Here is a 19,026-nt window from a genome sequence, read left to right on the forward strand (position 1 = left end):
TTCTCCGGATCGGTTGCGGACGCAATGAATGCTTGGCACGACCCTGCTGCTCGACGGGCCGATGCCATCGCATGATGCCCGAAAGCGCGCGAATCCGGCGTCAGGCACCCGTTTCCGTCCGGCCGTCCGTCACGCGCCCCGCTCCCACCGCTTGACGTCATCGAGCGGATACACCGGCCGCGCGAGCCGCTCGTAGCGAAACAGCCCGTAGTCCGAACCCGTCACGCCGCGGCTGTCGCATTCGACCAGCGCGGCCGCGATCGGCACGAACACCGGCCGGCAATACATCCGCGACTTCAGCAGCAGGAAGCGCGCGCGGCGCGGATCGACGCCGACGCTCTCGAACACGCCGAGATCCCACGGCTCCTGCGTGCGTTCGGTGACGACCAGCGTCGCCGTGCCGATGTCGAGCACGGCCGCGCGGCCCATGTACGCGCGCTGGCCTGTGTACGTCGGCCCCGTGATCACGTATTCGCCGTCGGTGAGCGCGCGCACGACGCCCGTCGCGCGAAACGGCTCGCGCCGCACGCCGCCGTGCGACGGCATCCGGTTGCCGACCGGCACCGTGACGGTTGCGCCGACGCCCGCGTCGATCAGCGCCGCGACGGCTTCGGGGTCGCACAACGGCCCGCTGACGATCCCGTCCAGCCCGTGCGCGAGCGCGGCCTCGAGCAAATCCATCGTGTCGCACGGGCCGCCCGACATGCAGTTGTCGCCGTGATCGAGCATCAGCACCGGGCGGTCCGCGCCGCGCGCGAGCGCCGCGGCCTGCGCGACCGATTCGGCGAGCGGCGCGCTGCGATAAACGAAATCGTCGCGCGCGTCCCAGATCTGCCGCGCGATACGCTCGGCCACCTCGTCGGCCGCGGCACGGTCGCCGTCGGCGACTACCACGACGCTGATGCACGGCGCGGGAATATCCGCGAGCGAGAAGCCGGGCAATACCGATACCGCGAGCATCCCGTCGGCCTCGGCCGCGCGCGCGGCCTCCACCGCGCGCCGCATCGCGCCTTCGGCGCTCGCGCTGCGCAGCGTCGACGCCATCAGCGGCGGCTGCCGCCACGCGAGCACCGGCCGGGCGCGGCCGTGAAGCCGGTCGAGCAGCACGCGCGCCGCATGCTCGCCCGTCTCAACCATGTCCACGTGCGGATAAGTCTTGAAACTGACGATCACGTCCGCGTGGTCGATCATCTTCTGCGTGACGTTCGCGTGCAGGTCGAGCGCGACCGCGATCGGCGCATCGGGCAGCGCCGCACGCACGCGCTCGAGCAGGTCGCCTTCGCCGTCCGCGCTCTGCTCGGCGACCATCGCGCCATGCAGGTCGAGCATCACCGCATCGCAGCCGGGCGCGGCCGCAACGATCGCGTCGCAGATCGCCGCATACGCGTCCGCCGCGACGGGCCCGCTCGGGTTCGCGGCCGCCGACACGGGCGTCACGATTTCAGCGCCTTCGCGCGCGGCCGCGTCGATGAACGCGGCCATCGCGGTGCGCATCCCGCGATTCGCGCGATACGCGTCGTCGCCCCAGTCGGGGCCGTTGCGGCCGAACGCGGCGAGCGGCGTCGGCACCGGCGAGAACGTGTTGGTCTCGTGGTTCATCCGGGCAATCAGGATCTTCATCGCGCGCGGCCCTCCGCGAGCGCGGCCGCACCGAGCATCGCCTGCAGCAACACGTTGCAGCCGGCCTCCAGATGCGCGGGATCGGCATCCTCGATCTCGTTGTGGCTGATCCCGTCCTTGCACGGCACGAAGATCATCGCGGTCGGCGCAACGCGCGCGAGATACACGGCGTCGTGGCCCGCGCCGCTGATCACGTTCATCGACGACAGCCCGAGCGCGCTCGCGCCTGCGCGAACCTGCTCGATCAGCGTCGCGTCGAACGGCTGCGGCGGAAAGTACACGACCTGCTCGACGTCGATCCGCATGCCGGCCGATGCGCCGAGGTCGGCGCATGCCGCGCGCAATTCCGCATCCATCGCCGCGAGCGTCGCATCGTCGGCCGCGCGCAGGTCGACGGTCAGCGTCACGCGGCCCGGAATCACGTTGCGCGAATTCGGGTGTACGTCGACCCAGCCGACCGTGCCGCGTCCGTGCGGCGGATGCGCGCACGCGATGCCGTTCACCGCGCGCACGAGATCGGCCGCGACCAGCAGCGCGTCGCGTCGCAACTCCATCGGCGTCGGGCCGGCGTGCGCCTCCATCCCGTGTACGGTCACGTCATACCAGCGCTGCCCGAGCGCGCCCTCGACCACGCCGATCGTCGTGTCGTGCGCTTCCAGCACCGGCCCCTGCTCGATATGCGCTTCGAAATACGCACCGACCGGATGCGCGTCGCGCGCATCGCCCGCATAGCCGATCGCGGCCAGCGCGTCGTGCACCGACACGCCGTCGCGGTCGCACTGCGCGAGCGCATGGTCGAGCGTGAACGCGCCGGCGAACACGCCGGAGCCCATCATCACGGGCACGAAGCGCGAGCCTTCCTCGTTGGTCCAGACCGCGACCTCCAGCGGTGCACGCGTGCGCACGCCCGCATCGTCGAGCGTGCGCAGCACTTCGAGGCCCGCGAGCACGCCGTAGTTGCCGTCGAACTTGCCGCCGGTCGGCTGCGTGTCGATATGGCTGCCCGTCGTCACGGGCGGCAGGTCGTCACGTTCGCCCGCGCGCCGCGCGAAGATGTTGCCGATCGCGTCGACCCGCACCGTGCAGCCGATTTCCTTCGCCCAGGCGGTGAACAGGTCGCGTGCTTCGCGATCGAGCTCGGTGAGCGCGAGGCGACACACGCCTCCTTTGTCGGTCGCGCCGATCCGCGCGAGACGCATCAGGCTGTCCCACAGCCGCGCGCCGTCGACGCGCAAGCCGGACGCCGCGACGCCCGGTGTCGAATCCTGAACTTGCATCGATGGAATTCCTCGCAATGAAAGGACTCGGCGCTTACGCGACGCCGACGCCCAGGTAACGGTCCTTCACCTCGTGATCGGCCGCGAACGCCGCGTTGCTGCCTTCGTAGACGATCACGCCCTGTTCGATCACGAAGTGGCGGTCGGCGATCTGCGTGCACACTTCGAGGTTCTGTTCGACGAGCAGGATCGCGACGCCGGCCGCCTTGATCTGCTTCAGCTGCTCGACGATCTCCTCGACGATCACCGGTGCGAGCCCTTCGACCGGCTCGTCGAGCATCAGCAGCCGCGGGTGGTTCATCAGCGCGCGGCCGATCGCGAGCATCTGCTGCTCGCCGCCCGACAGCTGCGCGCCGCCGTTGCGGCGGCGCTCCTTCAGGCGCGGAAAGATCCGGTAGATGTCGTCGAGCTGCCACGGCGAATCGCGGCGCGCACCGAGCCGCAGGTTTTCCTCGACCGACAGCAGCCGGAAAATCCCGCGATGCTCGGGCACGAAGCACAGGCCGCGCGCGGCGATCCGGTGCGCGGGCTGCCCGGACACCGGCCGGCCCGCGAACGTCACCGTGCCGCCGGTCGGCGCGACGACGCCCGCGATCGTCTTGAGCGTCGTCGACTTGCCCGCGCCGTTGCGGCCGAGCAGCGTCACCGTCTCGCCTTCATTCACGTTCAGCGAGATGCCCTGCAGGATATGGCTCTTGCCGTAGCAGGCATGGACCTCCTTCACGTCGAGCATCATGCGCGGCCTCCCGTGATCATGTTGCCGAGATACGCGCTGCGCACGCGCTCGTCGCCGCGAATCGCATCAGGCTTGCCTTCGACCAGAACGCGCCCTTGCTGCATCACCGTGATCGTGTCCGAGATGTCCATCACGATTCCCATGTTGTGTTCGATCAGCACGACCGTGTAGTCGTCGCGCAGGCCGCGGATCAGCGCCTTCATGTCGCCGAGATCGTCGATCCCCATGCCCGACGTCGGCTCATCGAGAAAGATCGCGCGCGGCCGCGCCGCAAGCGCCATCCCGACCTCGAGCCGGCGCTGCTGGCCGTGCGACAGCACGCCGGCCGCCGTGTCGGCGAAGCGCTGCAGGCCGAGCCGCTCGAGCACATCGTCGACGATGCCGGCGTGCGCGAGCGCGCCGCGCGGCGGCGTCCACGGATTCAGCGCGCGCCGCGATTCGACGCCCTGCGCGGCAACACGCAGGTTCTCGCGCACACTCAGGTTCGGAAACAGGCTCGTCACCTGGAACGAGCGTGCGATACCGCGCCGCACGCGTTTGTGATCGGGTTCGCGCGACACGTCGTGACCGTCGAACAGGATCGAGCCCGACGTGATCGGCAACGTGCCCGTCAGCGTATGGAACAGCGTCGTCTTGCCCGCACCGTTCGGCCCGATCACCGAATGAACGGTGCGCGGCATGATCCGCAGATCGACGCCGCCCAGCGCCGTGAACTTGCCGTAGCGCTTGACGACGCCGCGCGCCTCGAGAATCGCTTCGCTCATTGCTGCTCCTCGGCCGTGGCCGCCGTGCGGCCGGCGCGCCGCAGCGACGCCACGACGCGTTCACCCAATCCCCACAACCCGCGCTGCATGAACAGGCTGACCGCGATCAGCACGAGACCGAGCAGCAGCAGCCAGCGCGGCCAAAGCGTCGACAGCCAGTCCGCGAACAGCACGTAGAACGCCGCGCCGAGCACCGACGCGAACAGGTTGCCCGTGCCGCCGATCACCGTCATCACGAGGATCATCTCGCTCGTGTGATAGTCGATGTTCGATAGCGGCGCGATGCCCGTCATCAACGCGTGCAGTGCACCCGCGAGGCCCGTGACCGCGCCCGAGATCACGAACACCGCGAGCTTGAAGCGCTTCACGTCGTAGCCGGCCGCCGCCGCGCGCGCCTCGTTGTCGCGGATCGCAAGCAACGTACGGCCGAACACCGAGCGCGACACACGCAACAGCAGCCAGAACACCGCGACGAACAGCACCGCGACGAAGCCGTAGTAGCGCCACGGCGAATCGAGCGAGACGAGCGGATGCCCGAACGCGGACAGCACGGGGCGCGGGATGTCGAGTAGCCCGTTGTCACCGCCCGTGACGTCCGGCGTCGTATAGGCGAGAAAGTAGAAGAGCTGCCCGAACGCCAGCGTCAGCATCACGAAATAGGTGCCGCGCTGCCGGATCGAGAACCAGCCGACGAGCGCGGCCGCGACGGCACCGAGCACGGCGGCCGCGACCAGCGCGGCGCTCACCGACGCGACGCCGTGCGTGAGCACCAGCCCCGCCGCGTAGCTGCCGAGCCCGAAGAAGATGCCCTGCCCGAACGACAGCAGCCCCGTAAGCCCAAGCAACAGGTTGCAGCCGAGCGCGGCGAGCGCGAACACCAGCACTTCGGTCGCGAGCGAGCCCGAGCTCAGCGCGACCGGCAGCACGCACACGACGGCCACCGCGAGCCAGCCTTCCGGCCGCTGCAGCGCGCGACGCCACAAATGCGGGCGTTGCGGGGCCGCCGTCCCCGGCGGCAGCGGTTTCGACGATTCGATCATGCAGCCCTCCCCAGCAACCCGTTCGGACGCAGCAGCAGCACGGCCGCCATCGCGACATAGATCATCAATCGCGCGCCTTCCGGCCACAGCGTGCTCATCAGGCTCTGCACGATGCCGACCAGCAGCCCGCCGACGAGCGCCCCGAGAAAATTCCCCATCCCGCCGACGACGACCACGACGAACGCGACGCCGAGCGCCTCGATGCCCATGAACGGATCGACGCCGCGGATCGGCGCGGCGAGCACGCCCGCGAGCGCAGCCGTGGCCGCGCCGAGCGCGAACACGAGGCTGAACACGCGCGTCACGTTGATGCCCAGCAGCGATACCATCTCCGCCGATTCGCTGCCCGCGCGCACCGTACTGCCAAGCCGCGTGCCTTCGAGCACCCACCACAGCAATGCGGCGAGCACGGCCGTGAACGCAATCACGAACAGCCGGTATTTCGGGTAGACGAAGCCGCCCCAGATCACGACGCCGTTCAGCGCGTCGGGCGGCGGCACGTTGTCCCCGAGCGGGCCCCATGCGAGGATCGCGCACTCCTGCAGCACGAGCGCGAGCCCGACCGTCGCCAGGATGTGGAATTCATGCTGCTGCGCGTACACATGACGCAGCACGAGCTTTTCGACGCCCCACGCGAACGCACCGACGACGAGCGGCACGACCGCGAGCGCGACCCAGAAATTCGCCGACCATTGCAGCGCCTGGTAGCAGAGATACGCGCCGAGCAGGTAGAACGCGCCGTGAGCGAAATTCACGAAGCGCAGCAGGCCGAACACGATCGACAAGCCGACGGCGAGCAGGAAGTACAGCATGCCCACGCCAATGCCGTTGACGATCTGCAGCAGATAGACGTTCATGGCTTCCGTGTCAGAAAGGAAGGTAACGAAGGTCCGCGGCGCACGACGGCCGCGGACGCGTGCACAGCGTCACGCGAGCTTGCAGCTCGTCTTGTCGACCGGCAGGAACGACTGGCCCGAGCTGACGATGTCGGCATAGTCGTCCGCGTTCTTCATCCGGCTCTTCGGCTTGCCCTTCAGCAGGTAGTAGTTCTTCAGTACCTGGTGGTCGCCCTTGCGGATTTCCTCCGGGCCCGTGAGGCCGTCGTACTTCATGCCTTCCATCGCCGCGACGACCTTCTTCGGATCGGCGCTGCCGGCCTTCACCATCGCGTCGATCAGGATCTTCGAGCAGATGTACGAACCCGCGAGGCTGTAGTTCGGGTTCGCCTTGAACGCGGCGTTCGCGCGCTTCACCAGATCGCGGTTCAGCGGCGAATCGATGCCGTGCCAGTACTGCGCGCCGAAATACACGCCGTCGCAGATGTCGGGCCCGAGCGCCTCGAACTGCTCGAGGCCCGAGGCCCACGCGAGCAGGATCGTGCAGTTGCGCTTCATCCCGAAGCTGACGGCCTGGCGCAGCGTGTCCGACGATTGCGAGCCGAAGTTCAGGATCAGCAGCACATCCGGCTGCGCAGCCGCCGCGTTCGTCAGGTAGCCGCTGAACTCCTTCTCGGCGAGCGAGTGGTAGCTGTTGCCGACATGCTCGATGCCCTTCTCCTTGAAGACCGCCTTCGCGGCCGACAGCAGGCCCTCGCCGAACACGTATTGCGGCGTGATCGTGTACCAGCGCTTCGCCTTCGGCAGCATCCGGGTCAACGGGCGCACCGTCTGCTCGATCGCGCCGAAGGTCGGCACCGACCAGCGGAACGTCGCCGCATTGCAATCCTTGCCGGTGATCTCGTCCGCGCCGGCCGTCGTGATGAACACGCCGCCCGCCTTCTGGACTTCCTTGCCCATCGCAAGCGATTCGGACGACAGGATGCCGCCCGCGAAGAAGCGCACGCCCTTCTGCTGTGCGATCTCCTGCACGCGCCGCACGGCGGTCGCGGGCTTGCCCTCGGTGTCGAGCGCCGTATAGGCGAGCGGCGCGCCGAGCACCTTGCCGTATTGCTGGACGACGAGCTGCATGCCGAGATCGGCGTACTTGCCGTTGGCGGCGAACGGCCCCGACATCGGCACCGGGCACGCCAGCTGGATGGATGAACCCTGCGCGAACGCGGCACGGGACGACATGCTGCCGATCGCACCCGGCACGGCCGACAGCGCGGCCAGTTTCAACAGTTCTCGGCGATTCAAGTTGACGCTCCTGATAAAGGGGGGACACACGCGATGCGACCGACTGCCAAACCGTGCCCACGCCCTGCAGGATGCGCGCCGCCGGTTTATCCTATTTATCATGATAAATAGAATGAACATGATGCTAGAGTTGATCAAAATTGGTGTCAATCAGGCAAAATTCCGTACCCGCGCCGGAACGGATCGTCGACGATGACGCGGCGCGCAGTCAGACAAAGGAGTCTTGAAGATGGTCATGGACCGAGCCAGGGCGGGCCTCGCGGTCGAAATCAAGCAGCCGAAGCGAGGCGACCTCGTCGCCGAGGAGATCAAGCGGCTGATCACCGAGAAGGACCTGAAGCCGGGCGACCGCCTGCCGCGCGAAGCCGAGCTGCAGCAGCTCTATGCGGTGAGCAAGAGCACGATCCGCGAGGCGCTGAAGTCGCTCGAGGTGCAGGGGCTCATCAAGGTCACGACGGGGCCGTCGGGTGGCGGGATGGTCGTCGAGGTGCCGCTCGACCGCACGCTGCAGCTCCTGCAGAACTACCTGTTCTTCAAGGACGTGACGATCGACGACATCTACACGGTGCGACAGATGCTCGAACCCGAGCTGGCGGCGGGTGCCGTGCCGCACCTGACCGAGCGCGACTTCGCTGCACTGGAGGCGAACATCGCGTGCTGCGACGGCGCGTCGGGCGTGCACGACCGCGGCCACATGCTGCGCCAGCGGCAGGAGGACACGACGTTCCACGACATCCTCGCGGCCGCGAACCCGAACCCCTTCCTGCGATTCAGCTGCGAGCTGATCAACGAGATGATCCGGCAGTTGATCGAGTTCCGGAACGATACGCCGCTCGTGGAGCACAAGCGCTTCGGCGAAGCGAACGTGTCGATCCACAAGGCGATCCTGCAGGCCGCGCGCGAGCGCGATGCCGAGCGCGTCCGTGCGCTGATGGTCGAGCACATGACCGAGGCGCCCAAGCATGTGAAGCGGATGAAAGGCAAGCTGCGCGGGCGTTTGATCCTCGACTCCGAGATCCGCAGGCGAGCCGCCGCGCCCGTTGCGGGCACCGATGCGGCCGCGACGGATCCCGAAGAGCGCTGATTGTCGGCAAACGCGGCGGCGGCTCGACGCCGCCTGCTTCGCGGCGCCTGAATGCCACTACCGCGCCACGGATGCCGGTGACGCCCCGGGCCGGCCGCTGCGGCCGAACGCCGCGAGCGGCGTCGGCACCGGCGAACACGGATTCGTCTCCTGGGTCACCCGGGCCGCCAGGACCTTCATCGCGCACCGCTCAAGCGTACCCCGTCGTGCCCTTCGTCTCCAGATACTCGACGAGGCCGAACTCCGCGTACTCGCGTCCGTTGCCCGAGCGCTTGTAGCCGCCGAACGGCGCGGCCGGGTTCCACGCCGGGTAGTTGATGTGGACGTTGCCGACCCGCAGCCGCGCCGCAACCCTGCGAGCACGCTCGAGATCCTTCGACTGCACGTAGGCCGCGAGCCCGTAGACCGAATCGTTCGCGAGCGCGACGGCCTCGTCCTCGGTCCGGTAGGTCATGATCGACAGCACCGGCCCGAAGATCTCCTCGCGTGCAATCGTCATGCCGGGCGTGACATTCGAGAACACCGTCGGCCGCACGTAGAAGCCGTCGCCGAGCCCGTCCGGCCGCCCGGGGCCGCCGGCGACGAGCGTCGCGCCTTCGTCGATCCCGAGCCGGATGAAATGCTGGATGCGGTCGAACTGCGTGCGGCTGACCACCGGCCCGATGCCGGTTTCCGGCGATCGCGGATCGCCGACGACGGTGCGTTCCGCCTCGCGGCGCGCGGCCTGTTCGGCCAGCGCCAGATGATCGGCATGCACGAGCATGCGGGTCGGCGCATTGCACGACTGGCCGCTGTTGCTGAAACAGCTGCGCACGCCGCGCGTGACCGCATCCTCGATGTCGGCGTCGGGCAGGATCAGGTTCGGGCTCTTGCTGCCGAGCTCCTGGTGCACGCGCTTCACCGTGTCGGCAGCCGCCTTCGCGACCTCGACGCCCGCGCGCGTCGAGCCCGTGAACGACACCATGTCGACATCCGGGTGCCGCGACAGCGCGTCGCCCACTTCATGCCCGTAGCCGTGCACGAGGTTGAACACGCCGGGCGGCACGCCGGCCTCGTGCAGGATCTCCGCGAACAGGATCGCGCTGAACGGCGCGATCTCGCTCGGCTTGAGCACCATCGTGCAGCCGGCCGCGAGCGCCGGCGCGACCTTGCACACGATCTGGTTGATCGGCCAGTTCCACGGCGTGATCAGCGCGCACACGCCGATCGGCTCGTGCGACACCAGCAGCGAATCGGTCTGCGTGCTGAACCGGAACGACTGCAGCGCGCGGATCGTCTGTTCGAGGTGCGCGGTGCCGACCGCGGCCTGCATCGCGCGCGCGAACGCGATCGGCGCGCCCATCTCCCGGCTGATCGTCTGCGCGACTTCTTCGTAGCGGCGCTGGTAGATCTCGAGCACGCGTCGCAGCAGCGCGACACGTTCGTCGACCGGCCAGCGCGAGTAGGTGTCGAAAGCCTGCTTCGCCGCGCCGACCGCACGGTCGACGTCGGCCGTGCCGCCGATCCTGAGCTGCGCATACGGCCGCGCGGTGGCCGGGTCGATCACGTCGATCGATCGCGCATCGGCCGGATCGAGCCACTGGCCGTCGATATGGGACTGTTGTGACGTTCGCATCGAATGCTCCTGAAATGAAGGATGCCGCGCTCAGCGCGTCGCACGCGCATAGGTATCGACGAGGATGTCGCGGATCTGCGCGACGAACCACACGATCTCGTCGCGCGACATCACGAGCGGCGGCGAGAACTGCACGATCGGCGTGCCTTCGTGATCGACGCCCGCGCGGCACAGCAGCCCCGCGTCGAAGAGCGCGGGTGCGAGCAGCGTCGACACGAATGCCTGCGCGCCGATCCCGGCCGCCCAGCGGCGCGCGGCCTTGTCGGTCACGAGTTCGAGCGAGTAGTGGTAGCCGTCGCCGCGCACGTCGCCGACGCACGGCAATTCGAGCAGGCCGTCGAGCGTCTGGCGGAACACCGCTTCGTTGTCGCGGACGTTCGCGAGCACGCCTTCGCGTTCCATGATCGCGAGGTTCGCGAGCGCGGCCGTGCACGCGACCGGGTGGCCGCCGTAGGTCGCGCCGTGCAGGAACATCTGCTGCGGCCCGTCGAGCACCGACTCGACGACCGCGTCGCTCGCGATCACGCCGCCGAGCGGCACATAGCCCGACGCGATGCCTTTCGCGAACGTGATGATGTCCGGCTTCAGCCCGTAGCGCGCCGACCCGAAATATTCGCCGAGCCGACCGAACCCGCAAATCACCTCGTCCGCGACGAGCAGCACGCCGTGCCGGTCGCAGATGTCGCGCAACCCGGCCGCGTAGCCGGCCGGCGGCGTCAGGCTGCCGCCCGCGTTCTGCAGCGGCTCGACGACGATCGCGGCGACGGTGTCCGGCCCTTCCTGCACGATCAGCGATTCGATCTCGTCGAGCAGGTGGCGCGTGAACTGCGCTTCCGTCTCGCCCGCCGGGCGGCCGTAGCGCTTCGTGTTGCCCACGTGCCGCACGCCCGACATCAGCGGCTCGAAATGCTTGCGGAAGTTCGTCATCCCGTTCAGCGCGAGCGCGCCGAACGATGTGCCGTGATACGCGACGCGCCGCGCGATGAACTTGCGCCGCTGCGGTTCGCCGCGCGACTGGTGGTACTGGCGCACCAGCTTGATCGCCGCCTCGTTCGACTCCGAGCCGCTCGACGTGAAGAACACGCGGTTCAGGCCGTCCGGCGCGAGCGCCGCGAGCTGGTGCGCGAGCCGGATCGCCGGTTCGTGGCCATAGCCCCAGTTGGTCGCGAACGGCAGCCGCACCATCTGCTCGCGGATCGCATCGCCGATTTCCGCGCCGTGGCTGTAGCCGACCTGCACGCAGTACAGCCCGGCCAGCGCATCGAAATAGCGCTTGCCGTTGCGGTCGACGAGCCAGCAGCCTTCGCCGCGATCGAACACGGTCAGCGCGTTCTCGCGGTATGCGTCGGCATGCGTGAAGTGCATCAGCAGGTGGCGCTTGCCGAGCGCCTGCAGGTCCACATCGAGATTGACGTCAACAGCGTTCATGGGTCACTCCTCCTTCAGGGTTTCAAAGCCGGCAACGCGCAGCCGGTCATTCAGTTGATCGACAGCGTCGGCGCCGGACGCGTGAAGCCGCGCGTCAGCCACACGAGCTGGCAGAGTCCGAGCACGAGCCAGCCGATGCCGACGTAGAACGTCTGGCGCGACAGCCCCGACCAGAGCCACACGTTCATCGCGAAGCCGAGCGCCGGCATCACGCCGAACGCGATCCAGCCGGCGGCATGACGATGCTCGGGCCGGCTCAGGTAGCTGCGCATCACGCACAGGTTCACGATCGCGAACGCGACGAGCGCGCCGAAGCTGATCATCGTCGACGCGAGATCGAGCGTGATGAACAGCGCGGACAGCGACACGACGCCGACCGCGAGCGTCGCGCGCACCGGCGTGCGCAGCCGCGCATGCAGGTGGCCGAATACGCGCTCGGGCAGCACCCGGTCGCGGCCCATCGCGAACAGCACGCGCGTCACGCTCGCCTGCCCGGCCATCGCGCTCGCGAAGCAGCCGGCCACGTACACCGCGACGAAGAATGCCGACAGCGTGCCGCCGCCGATGCGCCGCATCAGTTCGAGGCTGGCCGAATCGAGATCCCTGAACGCGCGCCAGTCGGGAAACACCACTTGCCCGGCGTACGCGATCAGCATGAACAGCAGGCCGCTCGCGAGCGTGCAGAGCAGGATCGCGAGCGGTACCGTGCGCCGCGGCTCGCGCGTTTCCTCCGACAGCGTGGTGACTGCATCGAAGCCGAGGAACGACAGGCACAGGATCGCGGAGCCGGCGAAGATCGCGCGCGCATCGCCCGACGACGGCAGCGCGACGGCCATCGACAGCCCTTCGCCGGCCGCGACCTGCGCCGATGCGATGACGAAGATCGCGATGAACACGAGCTGGCTCGCGATCAGGATCAGGTTCACGCGATTGACGAGCCGGATGCCGACGATGTTCAGCCCGGTGACCAGCGCGATGCTGCCGACGATCCACACGCTGGCCGGCACCGCCGGAAAAATCTGTTTCATGTAGATGCCGATCGCGAGGTAGCTGATCATCGGGATGAACAGGTAGTCCATCAGCAACGCCCAGCCGACCATGAAGCCGGCCGACGTGCCGAAATTGCGGCTCGCGAACGTATAGGCCGACCCGGCGCTCGGCATCAGCCGCGCCATGTGGCCGTAGCTGCGCGCGGTGAACAGCATCGCGACCAGCGTGACCGCATACGCGGCCGTCAGGTGCCCGTTCGTCTCGCTCGTGACGAGCCCGTAGGTCGTGAACACCGTCATCGGCAGCATGTACGCGAGGCCGAAGATCACCAGCGTCGAGAGTCCGAGCAGGTGCGGCTTGCGGCGTTCGTCCGCGTCGCCTCGATGCGCGTGCGGCCCGAAGTCATGCGTCGCGGCGGCTGATGCGGTTCGACCTGGCCTGTCGTTGTCCATGCTGTCCTCACGTGGGTGGCGTCCATGACTTCAACACTCGTTCGCCCGGCGCTGCCGGCGGGGCACGATTGGAAGAAAGTGTGGTGCGTCAAAAAATCGAGGACGAATGAGAAAAGCGGACGTAATCGGGGGATATTTCCGGACATACCGCCGCGCATCGCGACGACCGGCCGTGAATGGTGCTGTGCCGCACTGGCGTTTTCCGGACATTCCGGCTATGTTCTACGCGACCCCGTCGCCGCATCAGCACCATGGACAGCCGCTCCCATCGAAACCAGAGCCGGGCCGAGCACAGCCTGCGTTCGTCGCTCGGACTCGCGCGTCCGGCCGGACGCCAGGAGGACATTCCCGCCACCGTCCACGCGATCGCGGTCGCGCTGGACGAGTGCCGCGTGCGGCACATCGACGGCGTCGCGCTGCTCGAAGGCACCGGGCTCGGCGCGGACGAAGTCGCGTCGCCGAACCTGCACGTGAATCGCGCTCAGGAGCAACGTTGCTTCCGCAACCTGCTGCACTGCAGCGGCGTGCCGTCGATCGGGCTGTCGATCGGCGCGCGGCTGCACGTGTCGACGCTCGGCCTCGCCGGCTACGCGATGCTGATCAGCGGCTCCGTGATGCAGGCATTCCGGTGCATGAGCCAGTTTCCGTTGTTCATGGGGCTGTATTTCGACGTGCGCATCGACGCGCACGCCGGCGGCATGAGCGTAACCATCAGCCGCTACAACGGCGAGCCCGATCTCGAGGTGTTCCAGGTCGACATGTGCCTGTCGAGCCTGCGCCTGATCGTGTCCGATCTCGTCGGCAAGCCGGTCTGGCCCCAGCAGTTGCAGCTCGCGCGCCGCACGCCGCGCAACGCGGCCGACTACGCGCGCCACTTCGGCTGCCAGGTCGCGTTCAATGCGGGCGACAACCGTCTCGTGTTCGCGTCCGTGAACGGCACGGAAGCGCCGCGCCTCGCGAACGAAGTCAGCTTCAACGCGCTGCACGGCCAGTGCGAGGCGCTCGAACGGCAGTGGGCCGCGTCGGTCGGCACGCGCTTCGCCGATCGCGCGAAGGAGCTGATGGCGCGCGACCTCGCGCGCTTCAAGTCGATGACATCGCTCGCGAACGCGCTGCACCTGACGGAGCGCACGCTGCGCAGGCGGCTCGACAAGGACGGCATCACGTTTCAGTCGCTGCTCGACGAGGTGCGGCGCGACGAGGCGGTGCGGATGCTCGACGATCACACGCTGACGGTCGCGGCGATCGCCGAACGTCTCGGCTACAGCGAGCCGCGCAGCTTCCGTCACGCGTACCGGCGCTGGACCGGCAGGACGCCGCGCGCCGACCCGGACGTCGACGCATAAGCCGGACACGCTACGGCGCGGCGGGATCGTGTCGACCGGCACGAACGCGAGGCCGGCCGCATCGATCGACGCGCTCGTCATGCTGTCGACGAGCGTGCGGCGCATGACGCATGACGCTGCAAATATCGCGTGCGGTGAAGCGCCTGCCGAACGCTGGCGCTTCCACGACACCTGCGGCAAAACCGCTCACGCAATCCGCTTCGAAACGGCGGCCACGCCGACCGATTCGGAATTCGAAGCATTTTTCCGCACGACGAGGGCCTGATCGCCTGCGCCGCCGCCGCACGATCGACGATGCATTGTCGCGGCCGCCCCAAGGTAGACGCGATCCGTCGATTGCTCTATACTCGGCCCAACTTCATCACAAAATGCATGATCTCGTGCGCAACGTGATGCAATTTCGCACTTCGTTGCGCATGCATCCGTTTCGCCACGTCAAAAGGGGCCACCGGCCCCAGCGGTCGGCTCCGAGCCATCCGCATCCATGCCGTCTTCGCAGGACGGTGCCCTGCTCGAACGCGCCTCGCCGTTACGGCGCCGCCGGGCTGAACATGACAATCAGACGAACGCATCGTTGCGTTCACCCGACCGCCAGCCGCATATCGTTGTGGCCGGCAGAACTGTTTTCGTCAGTTCAATCGCGGCCATGCCGGGATCACGAACTTCCATCGCGACGCCATCCGGCGTCATCGCGGCGCGTGCCTGCGCGCGTGCCGCATTGGGATTGAGGAGGCGTATCTTCATGACTCGACGCACTGTCCAGCTGATGGGCAGCCTGGTGGCAATCATCGTCGTCGGATGGGCATTGGCGCGCGGCATCAGCGCCGACACGTTCAATCAGCGCGCGGACGATCTCGCCTACTACGCGGGCCAGCACATGCTGCTGGTCGTCTATTCGATGACACTCGCGATCGTCGTGGGCGTGCCGTCCGGCGTGCTGCTGAGCCGGCCGCGATTTCAGCATCAGGCCGAGCGCTTCATGCAGCTCTTCAACATCGGCAACACGATCCCCTCGCTCGCCGTGCTTGCCATCGCGCTCGGCATCTTCGGCATCGGCAACGTGCCGGCCATCGTCGCGCTGTTTCTCGCGTCGTTGCTGCCCATCACGCGCAACACCTATGAAGGCATGAAAAACGTGCCGGCCGCGCTGCGCGAAGCCGCCAAGGGCATCGGCATGACGGGCTGGCAATCGCTCGCGCGCGTGGAGTTGCCCGATGCGCTGCCGATCATCGTCGGCGGCGTGCGCACCGCGCTCGCGATCAACGTCGGGACGGCACCGCTCGCGTACCTGATCGGCGCCGACAGTCTCGGCTCGCTGATCTTCCCCGGCATCTACCTCGACAACCAGCCGCTGCTGCTGCTCGGCGCGTCGCTCACCGCGATACTCGCGCTCGTGCTGGACGGCATCGTCGCGGCCGGCAGCCGCCACTGGCTCGCACGCCACGGGGGAACCGCATGATGCTCCACCGCACCATTCGATCGCTCGCACGCCTGTGCGCCGCCGGCGCGTTGTGCATGGCGGCCGGCACACCGGCATTCGCCGCGAAGCTCGTGCTGGGCGCGAAGAACTTCACCGAGCAATACGTGCTGGCGGAAGTCACCTCGCAATACCTGCGTTCGCGCGGCTATGACGTGGAAGTCCGCTCCGGGCTCGGCAGTACGCTCGCGCGCAGCGCGCTGGAGAACGGCCAGTTCGACCTGATGTGGGATTACACGGGAACGGCGGCGCTCGTCTACAACAAGATCCACGACAAGCTCTCGCCCGAAGAGATGTACCGGCGCGTCAAGGCGCTCGACGTGCCGCGCGGGCTCGTGTGGCTCGATGCGTCGCCGCTCAACGACACTTACGCGATCGGCCTGCCCAGCCAGTTCGCGCAGGCCACCGGCATCCGCACCGTGTCGCAGCTCGCCGAGCACCTGAAGACCGATCCGGCCGCGAAGCACTACATGTTCGGCATGGACGCGGAATTCGCGAATCGCCCCGATGGCCTCAAGCCGCTGCTCGCTGCCTACGACATGCAGTTCAGCCGCGCGCAGATGAAGCAGATGGATCCGGGGCTCGTCTACACGGCACTGCACAACAACCAGCTGAAGATCGGCCTGGTCTATACGACCGACGGGCGCGTGAAGGGCTTCGGCATCGTGCCGCTCGAGGACGACAAGCACTTCTTCCCGCCGTACAACGCGACGCCCGTGGTGCGCAAGGACGCGCTCGCGCGCAATCCGAAGCTCGCGACGCAGCTCAACGCGTTGTCGGCCGCGCTCGACAACGACGTGATGCAGGCCATGGCCAAGGCGGTCGACCTCGACGGCAAATCGCCGCGCGACGTCGCCGACGCATTCCTGCGCACGCACCCGCTGCCCTGAAGGAGAACCGATGAACGTATTCGACTATCTCGCATCGAGCTGGCCCGAACTGCTGCAGCTCACGCTGCAGCACGTATGGCTGGTCGGCATCGCCGTGGGCTGCGCGATCGTGGCGGGCGTGCCGCTCGGCATCCTCATCAATCGCCATGACTGGCTCGCCGGGCCGCTGCTCGGCGTCGCCACCATCGTGCTCACGCTGCCGTCCATCGCGCTGTTCGGCCTGATGATCCCGTTCTTCTCGCGCTTCGGCCAGGGCATCGGCGCGGCGCCCGCGATCACGGCCGTGTTCCTCTATTCGCTGCTGCCGATCATGCGCAACACCTACCTGGCGCTGCACAACGTGGATGCGGGAATCAGGGAAGCCGGCACCGGCATCGGCATGACCTCGTGGCAGCGCCTGCGTCTCGTCGAATTGCCGCTGGCGGTGCCCGTGATTCTCGCGGGCGTGCGCACCGCGGTCGTGATGAACATCGGCGTGATGACGATCGCCGCCGTGATCGGCGCAGGCGGCCTCGGCACGCTGATCCTGCGCGCCATCGGGCAGAGCAGCATGATGAAACTGCTGGTGGGCGCCGCGCTCGTGAGCCTGCTCGCGATCGTCGCCGACCAGCTCCTGCAGATGCTGCAGCGTGCATTGACACCGAAGGGAGTGCAGAAGACATGATCGAACTCGACAAACTGACCAAGACCTTCACGCGCAAGGACGGCCAGGCCGTGCGCGCCGTCGACTCCGTGAGCCTGTCGGTGGCCGAGGGGGAAATCTGCGTGTTCCTCGGCCCGTCGGGCTGCGGCAAGACCACCACGCTGAAGATGATCAACCGGCTCATCGCCGCCACCTCGGGCCGCGTGCTCATCAACGGCGAGGATACGGCGCAGCTCGATGCGGTCGACCTGCGGCGCCATATCGGCTACGTGATCCAGCAGATCGGGCTGTTCCCGAACATGACGATCGAAGAGAACATCACCGTCGTGCCGCGCCTGCTGGGCTGGGACAAGAAGCGCTGCGCCGAGCGCGCGCGCGACCTGATGTCGATGGTCGCGCTCGATCCGAAGCTGTACCTGAAACGCTATCCGCGCGAGCTCTCGGGCGGGCAGCAGCAGCGCATCGGCGTGATTCGCGCGCTGGCCGCCGATCCGCCCGTGCTGCTGATGGACGAGCCGTTCGGCGCGGTCGATCCGATCAATCGCGAATCGATCCAGAACGAGTTTTTCCAGATGCAGCGGCAACTGAATAAAACCGTGATCATGGTGAGCCACGATATCGACGAAGCGATCAAGCTGGGCGATCGCATCGCCGTGTTCCGGCGCGGCCAGCTCGTTCAATACGATCACCCCGATACGCTGCTCGCGCGCCCGCGCGACGAATTCGTCGCGCAGTTCGTGGGCCAGGACAGCACGCTCAAGCGCCTCCTGCTCGTGAAGGCCGGCGACGCCGCCACGCAACCCGAAACGGCGCGGGTCGATACGCCGCTCGCGCATGCGTTCGCGGTGATGGACGAAGCCGACTGCCGCTACCTGACCGTGCTCGACGACGCGGGCCGGGCGCTCGGCTACGTGACGCGCCGGGCGGCCCGCACCGGCGGCGGCGTGTGCGGCGAGCGCGTGACGCCCTTCCCGGCCGGCGTCGCGGCGGACGACAACCTGCGCATCGTGCTGTCGAAGATGTATCAGTACAGTGCGTCGTGGATGCCCGTGCTCGATCCCGACGGCATCTGGCTCGGCGAGATCACGCAAGACTCGATCGCCGCCTACCTGAGCTCGGGCCGCTCGCGCCGGCAAACGGGCCAGCCGCCCGGCAGTCCTGCCGATACGGTCGCCACGGCCGCCATGCATTGACACGAGGGCGCGACGGCTCACGCGCCAGGTGCCGGACCTGTCCGGGGAGCGGGCCGCGTTCCCGGACGGTGTGCAATCGGCATCACGACTTCTTGCACACGTGGTCCATGACCCGTTTCTGTTGAGTTTCGCCGGGGAAATCCGGTCGCATGATTCTATGTTCTTCGCTTGCGCATCATGCATGCGAATCGACTCGCGTAGAATGCCCGCATCAAATCAACCAGAACAGGGCCGCGGCCGCTTGCCGATTCCACTCTCCATTCGAGAGGCGTCTGCCGACACAGTCGATACGACTTGCGACGACGCAGCGCAAAAAATCGGTAACCGTGGCAGTTG

General features: G+C 67.7%; 18 protein-coding genes. 7 read left to right on the forward strand and 11 right to left on the reverse strand.

What is annotated here, in order from left to right:
• Positions 1-129 precede the first annotated feature (129 nt).
• From BFF94_RS15560 to BFF94_RS15590, 7 genes are all read right to left on the reverse strand, one after another.
• On the reverse strand, positions 130-1,620 hold the full coding sequence (locus tag BFF94_RS15560; protein WP_219139519.1) for a M81 family metallopeptidase: 1,491 nt from the start codon (positions 1,618-1,620) through the stop codon (positions 130-132).
• On the reverse strand, positions 1,617-2,897 hold the full coding sequence (locus BFF94_RS15565; RefSeq protein WP_128851542.1) for a Zn-dependent hydrolase: 1,281 nt from the start codon (positions 2,895-2,897) through the stop codon (positions 1,617-1,619). The genes BFF94_RS15560 and BFF94_RS15565 overlap by 4 nt, the downstream gene beginning before the upstream one ends.
• 34 nt (positions 2,898-2,931) lie before the next feature.
• Positions 2,932-3,633 (reverse strand): ABC transporter ATP-binding protein, encoded by a 702-nt coding sequence (locus BFF94_RS15570; protein ID WP_128851544.1) that lies wholly within the window; start codon positions 3,631-3,633, stop codon positions 2,932-2,934.
• Positions 3,630-4,397, reverse strand: coding sequence for an ABC transporter ATP-binding protein (locus BFF94_RS15575; protein WP_219139520.1), 768 nt, complete (start codon positions 4,395-4,397; stop codon positions 3,630-3,632). The genes BFF94_RS15570 and BFF94_RS15575 overlap by 4 nt, the downstream gene beginning before the upstream one ends.
• Positions 4,394-5,437, reverse strand: coding sequence for a branched-chain amino acid ABC transporter permease (locus BFF94_RS15580; RefSeq protein ID WP_128851549.1), 1,044 nt, complete (start codon positions 5,435-5,437; stop codon positions 4,394-4,396). Before BFF94_RS15580 ends, BFF94_RS15575 begins: the two co-directional genes overlap by 4 nt.
• Positions 5,434-6,294: a branched-chain amino acid ABC transporter permease gene (locus BFF94_RS15585; protein WP_128851552.1), complete on the reverse strand. Its 861-nt coding sequence runs from the start codon at positions 6,292-6,294 to the stop codon at positions 5,434-5,436. The genes BFF94_RS15580 and BFF94_RS15585 overlap by 4 nt, the downstream gene beginning before the upstream one ends.
• Before the next feature lie 69 nt (positions 6,295-6,363).
• The gene (locus tag BFF94_RS15590; RefSeq protein ID WP_128851555.1) at positions 6,364-7,572 is read right to left on the reverse strand and encodes an ABC transporter substrate-binding protein; all 1,209 of its coding nucleotides are present in this window, start codon (positions 7,570-7,572) and stop codon (positions 6,364-6,366) included.
• Positions 7,573-7,801: 229 nt separating this feature from the next.
• On the opposite strand from BFF94_RS15590, the gene BFF94_RS15595 reads away from it, so the two are divergent.
• Positions 7,802-8,656, forward strand: coding sequence for a FadR/GntR family transcriptional regulator (locus BFF94_RS15595; RefSeq protein WP_128851557.1), 855 nt, complete (start codon positions 7,802-7,804; stop codon positions 8,654-8,656).
• Positions 8,657-8,846: 190 nt separating this feature from the next.
• Here BFF94_RS15595 and BFF94_RS15600 read toward each other — a convergent pair whose 3' ends face one another.
• The 3 genes from BFF94_RS15600 to BFF94_RS15610 are packed head-to-tail and all read right to left on the reverse strand — an operon-like array spanning position 8,847 to position 13,141.
• Entirely contained in the window at positions 8,847-10,271 is a 1,425-nt protein-coding gene (locus BFF94_RS15600) for an aldehyde dehydrogenase family protein (protein WP_128851560.1), read from the reverse strand.
• Between the two features lie 30 nt (positions 10,272-10,301).
• Positions 10,302-11,699, reverse strand: a complete 1,398-nt coding sequence (locus BFF94_RS15605; RefSeq protein WP_128851562.1) for an aspartate aminotransferase family protein — start codon at positions 11,697-11,699, stop codon at positions 10,302-10,304.
• 50 nt (positions 11,700-11,749) lie between these two features.
• A complete protein-coding gene (locus BFF94_RS15610; RefSeq protein WP_128851565.1) occupies positions 11,750-13,141 on the reverse strand; it encodes an APC family permease in 1,392 nt (463 codons plus the stop codon).
• A gap of 251 nt (positions 13,142-13,392) precedes the next feature.
• Here BFF94_RS15610 and BFF94_RS15615 point away from each other — a divergent pair, with 251 nt between their 5' ends.
• The gene (locus tag BFF94_RS15615) at positions 13,393-14,487 is read left to right on the forward strand and encodes an AraC family transcriptional regulator (RefSeq protein WP_128851567.1); all 1,095 of its coding nucleotides are present in this window, start codon (positions 13,393-13,395) and stop codon (positions 14,485-14,487) included.
• 28 nt (positions 14,488-14,515) lie between these two features.
• A complete protein-coding gene (locus tag BFF94_RS15620; RefSeq protein ID WP_158062167.1) occupies positions 14,516-14,752 on the forward strand; it encodes a hypothetical protein in 237 nt (78 codons plus the stop codon).
• 293 nt (positions 14,753-15,045) lie between these two features.
• On the opposite strand, the gene BFF94_RS15625 is transcribed toward BFF94_RS15620, so the two are convergent.
• Positions 15,046-15,231 carry a hypothetical protein gene (locus BFF94_RS15625; RefSeq protein WP_128851592.1) on the reverse strand — a complete coding sequence of 62 codons (186 nt, stop codon included), beginning with the start codon at positions 15,229-15,231 and terminating at the stop codon, positions 15,046-15,048.
• Here BFF94_RS15625 and BFF94_RS15630 point away from each other — a divergent pair.
• The 4 genes from BFF94_RS15630 to BFF94_RS15645 are packed head-to-tail and all read left to right on the forward strand — an operon-like array spanning position 15,230 to position 18,690.
• The gene (locus BFF94_RS15630) at positions 15,230-15,946 is read left to right on the forward strand and encodes an ABC transporter permease (protein WP_128851570.1); all 717 of its coding nucleotides are present in this window, start codon (positions 15,230-15,232) and stop codon (positions 15,944-15,946) included. The two genes, BFF94_RS15625 and BFF94_RS15630, sit on opposite strands and share 2 nt — an antisense overlap.
• Positions 15,943-16,854 carry a glycine betaine ABC transporter substrate-binding protein gene (locus tag BFF94_RS15635; RefSeq protein WP_128851573.1) on the forward strand — a complete coding sequence of 304 codons (912 nt, stop codon included), beginning with the start codon at positions 15,943-15,945 and terminating at the stop codon, positions 16,852-16,854. Before BFF94_RS15630 ends, BFF94_RS15635 begins: the two co-directional genes overlap by 4 nt.
• A gap of 10 nt (positions 16,855-16,864) precedes the next feature.
• Positions 16,865-17,518: an ABC transporter permease gene (locus BFF94_RS15640; protein ID WP_128851575.1), complete on the forward strand. Its 654-nt coding sequence runs from the start codon at positions 16,865-16,867 to the stop codon at positions 17,516-17,518.
• Positions 17,515-18,690 carry an osmoprotectant ABC transporter ATP-binding protein OsmV gene (locus BFF94_RS15645; RefSeq protein ID WP_219139521.1) on the forward strand — a complete coding sequence of 392 codons (1,176 nt, stop codon included), beginning with the start codon at positions 17,515-17,517 and terminating at the stop codon, positions 18,688-18,690. Before BFF94_RS15640 ends, BFF94_RS15645 begins: the two co-directional genes overlap by 4 nt.
• Positions 18,691-19,026: the final 336 nt, after the last annotated feature.

The sequence above is a fragment of the Burkholderia catarinensis genome, from assembly GCF_001883705.2.
Classification (GTDB): domain Bacteria; phylum Pseudomonadota; class Gammaproteobacteria; order Burkholderiales; family Burkholderiaceae; genus Burkholderia; species Burkholderia catarinensis.

Excerpts from the sequence above, each read along its gene's own strand:
- BFF94_RS15560 (WP_219139519.1), bottom strand. The coding sequence starts at position 1,620 with ATGAAGATCCTGATTGCCCGGATGAACCACGAGACCAACACGTTCTCG.
- BFF94_RS15565 (WP_128851542.1), bottom strand. The coding sequence starts at position 2,897 with ATGCAAGTTCAGGATTCGACACCGGGCGTCGCGGCGTCCGGCTTGCGC.
- BFF94_RS15570 (WP_128851544.1), bottom strand. The coding sequence starts at position 3,633 with ATGATGCTCGACGTGAAGGAGGTCCATGCCTGCTACGGCAAGAGCCAT.
- BFF94_RS15575 (WP_219139520.1), bottom strand. The coding sequence starts at position 4,397 with ATGAGCGAAGCGATTCTCGAGGCGCGCGGCGTCGTCAAGCGCTACGGC.
- BFF94_RS15580 (WP_128851549.1), bottom strand. The coding sequence starts at position 5,437 with ATGATCGAATCGTCGAAACCGCTGCCGCCGGGGACGGCGGCCCCGCAA.
- BFF94_RS15585 (WP_128851552.1), bottom strand. The coding sequence starts at position 6,294 with ATGAACGTCTATCTGCTGCAGATCGTCAACGGCATTGGCGTGGGCATG.
- BFF94_RS15595 (WP_128851557.1), top strand. The coding sequence starts at position 7,802 with ATGGTCATGGACCGAGCCAGGGCGGGCCTCGCGGTCGAAATCAAGCAG.
- BFF94_RS15600 (WP_128851560.1), bottom strand. The coding sequence starts at position 10,271 with ATGCGAACGTCACAACAGTCCCATATCGACGGCCAGTGGCTCGATCCG.
- BFF94_RS15605 (WP_128851562.1), bottom strand. The coding sequence starts at position 11,699 with ATGAACGCTGTTGACGTCAATCTCGATGTGGACCTGCAGGCGCTCGGC.
- BFF94_RS15610 (WP_128851565.1), bottom strand. The coding sequence starts at position 13,141 with ATGGACAACGACAGGCCAGGTCGAACCGCATCAGCCGCCGCGACGCAT.
- BFF94_RS15615 (WP_128851567.1), top strand. The coding sequence starts at position 13,393 with ATGGACAGCCGCTCCCATCGAAACCAGAGCCGGGCCGAGCACAGCCTG.
- BFF94_RS15630 (WP_128851570.1), top strand. The coding sequence starts at position 15,230 with ATGACTCGACGCACTGTCCAGCTGATGGGCAGCCTGGTGGCAATCATC.
- BFF94_RS15625 (WP_128851592.1), bottom strand. The coding sequence starts at position 15,231 with ATGAAGATACGCCTCCTCAATCCCAATGCGGCACGCGCGCAGGCACGC.
- BFF94_RS15635 (WP_128851573.1), top strand. The coding sequence starts at position 15,943 with ATGATGCTCCACCGCACCATTCGATCGCTCGCACGCCTGTGCGCCGCC.
- BFF94_RS15640 (WP_128851575.1), top strand. The coding sequence starts at position 16,865 with ATGAACGTATTCGACTATCTCGCATCGAGCTGGCCCGAACTGCTGCAG.
- BFF94_RS15645 (WP_219139521.1), top strand. The coding sequence starts at position 17,515 with ATGATCGAACTCGACAAACTGACCAAGACCTTCACGCGCAAGGACGGC.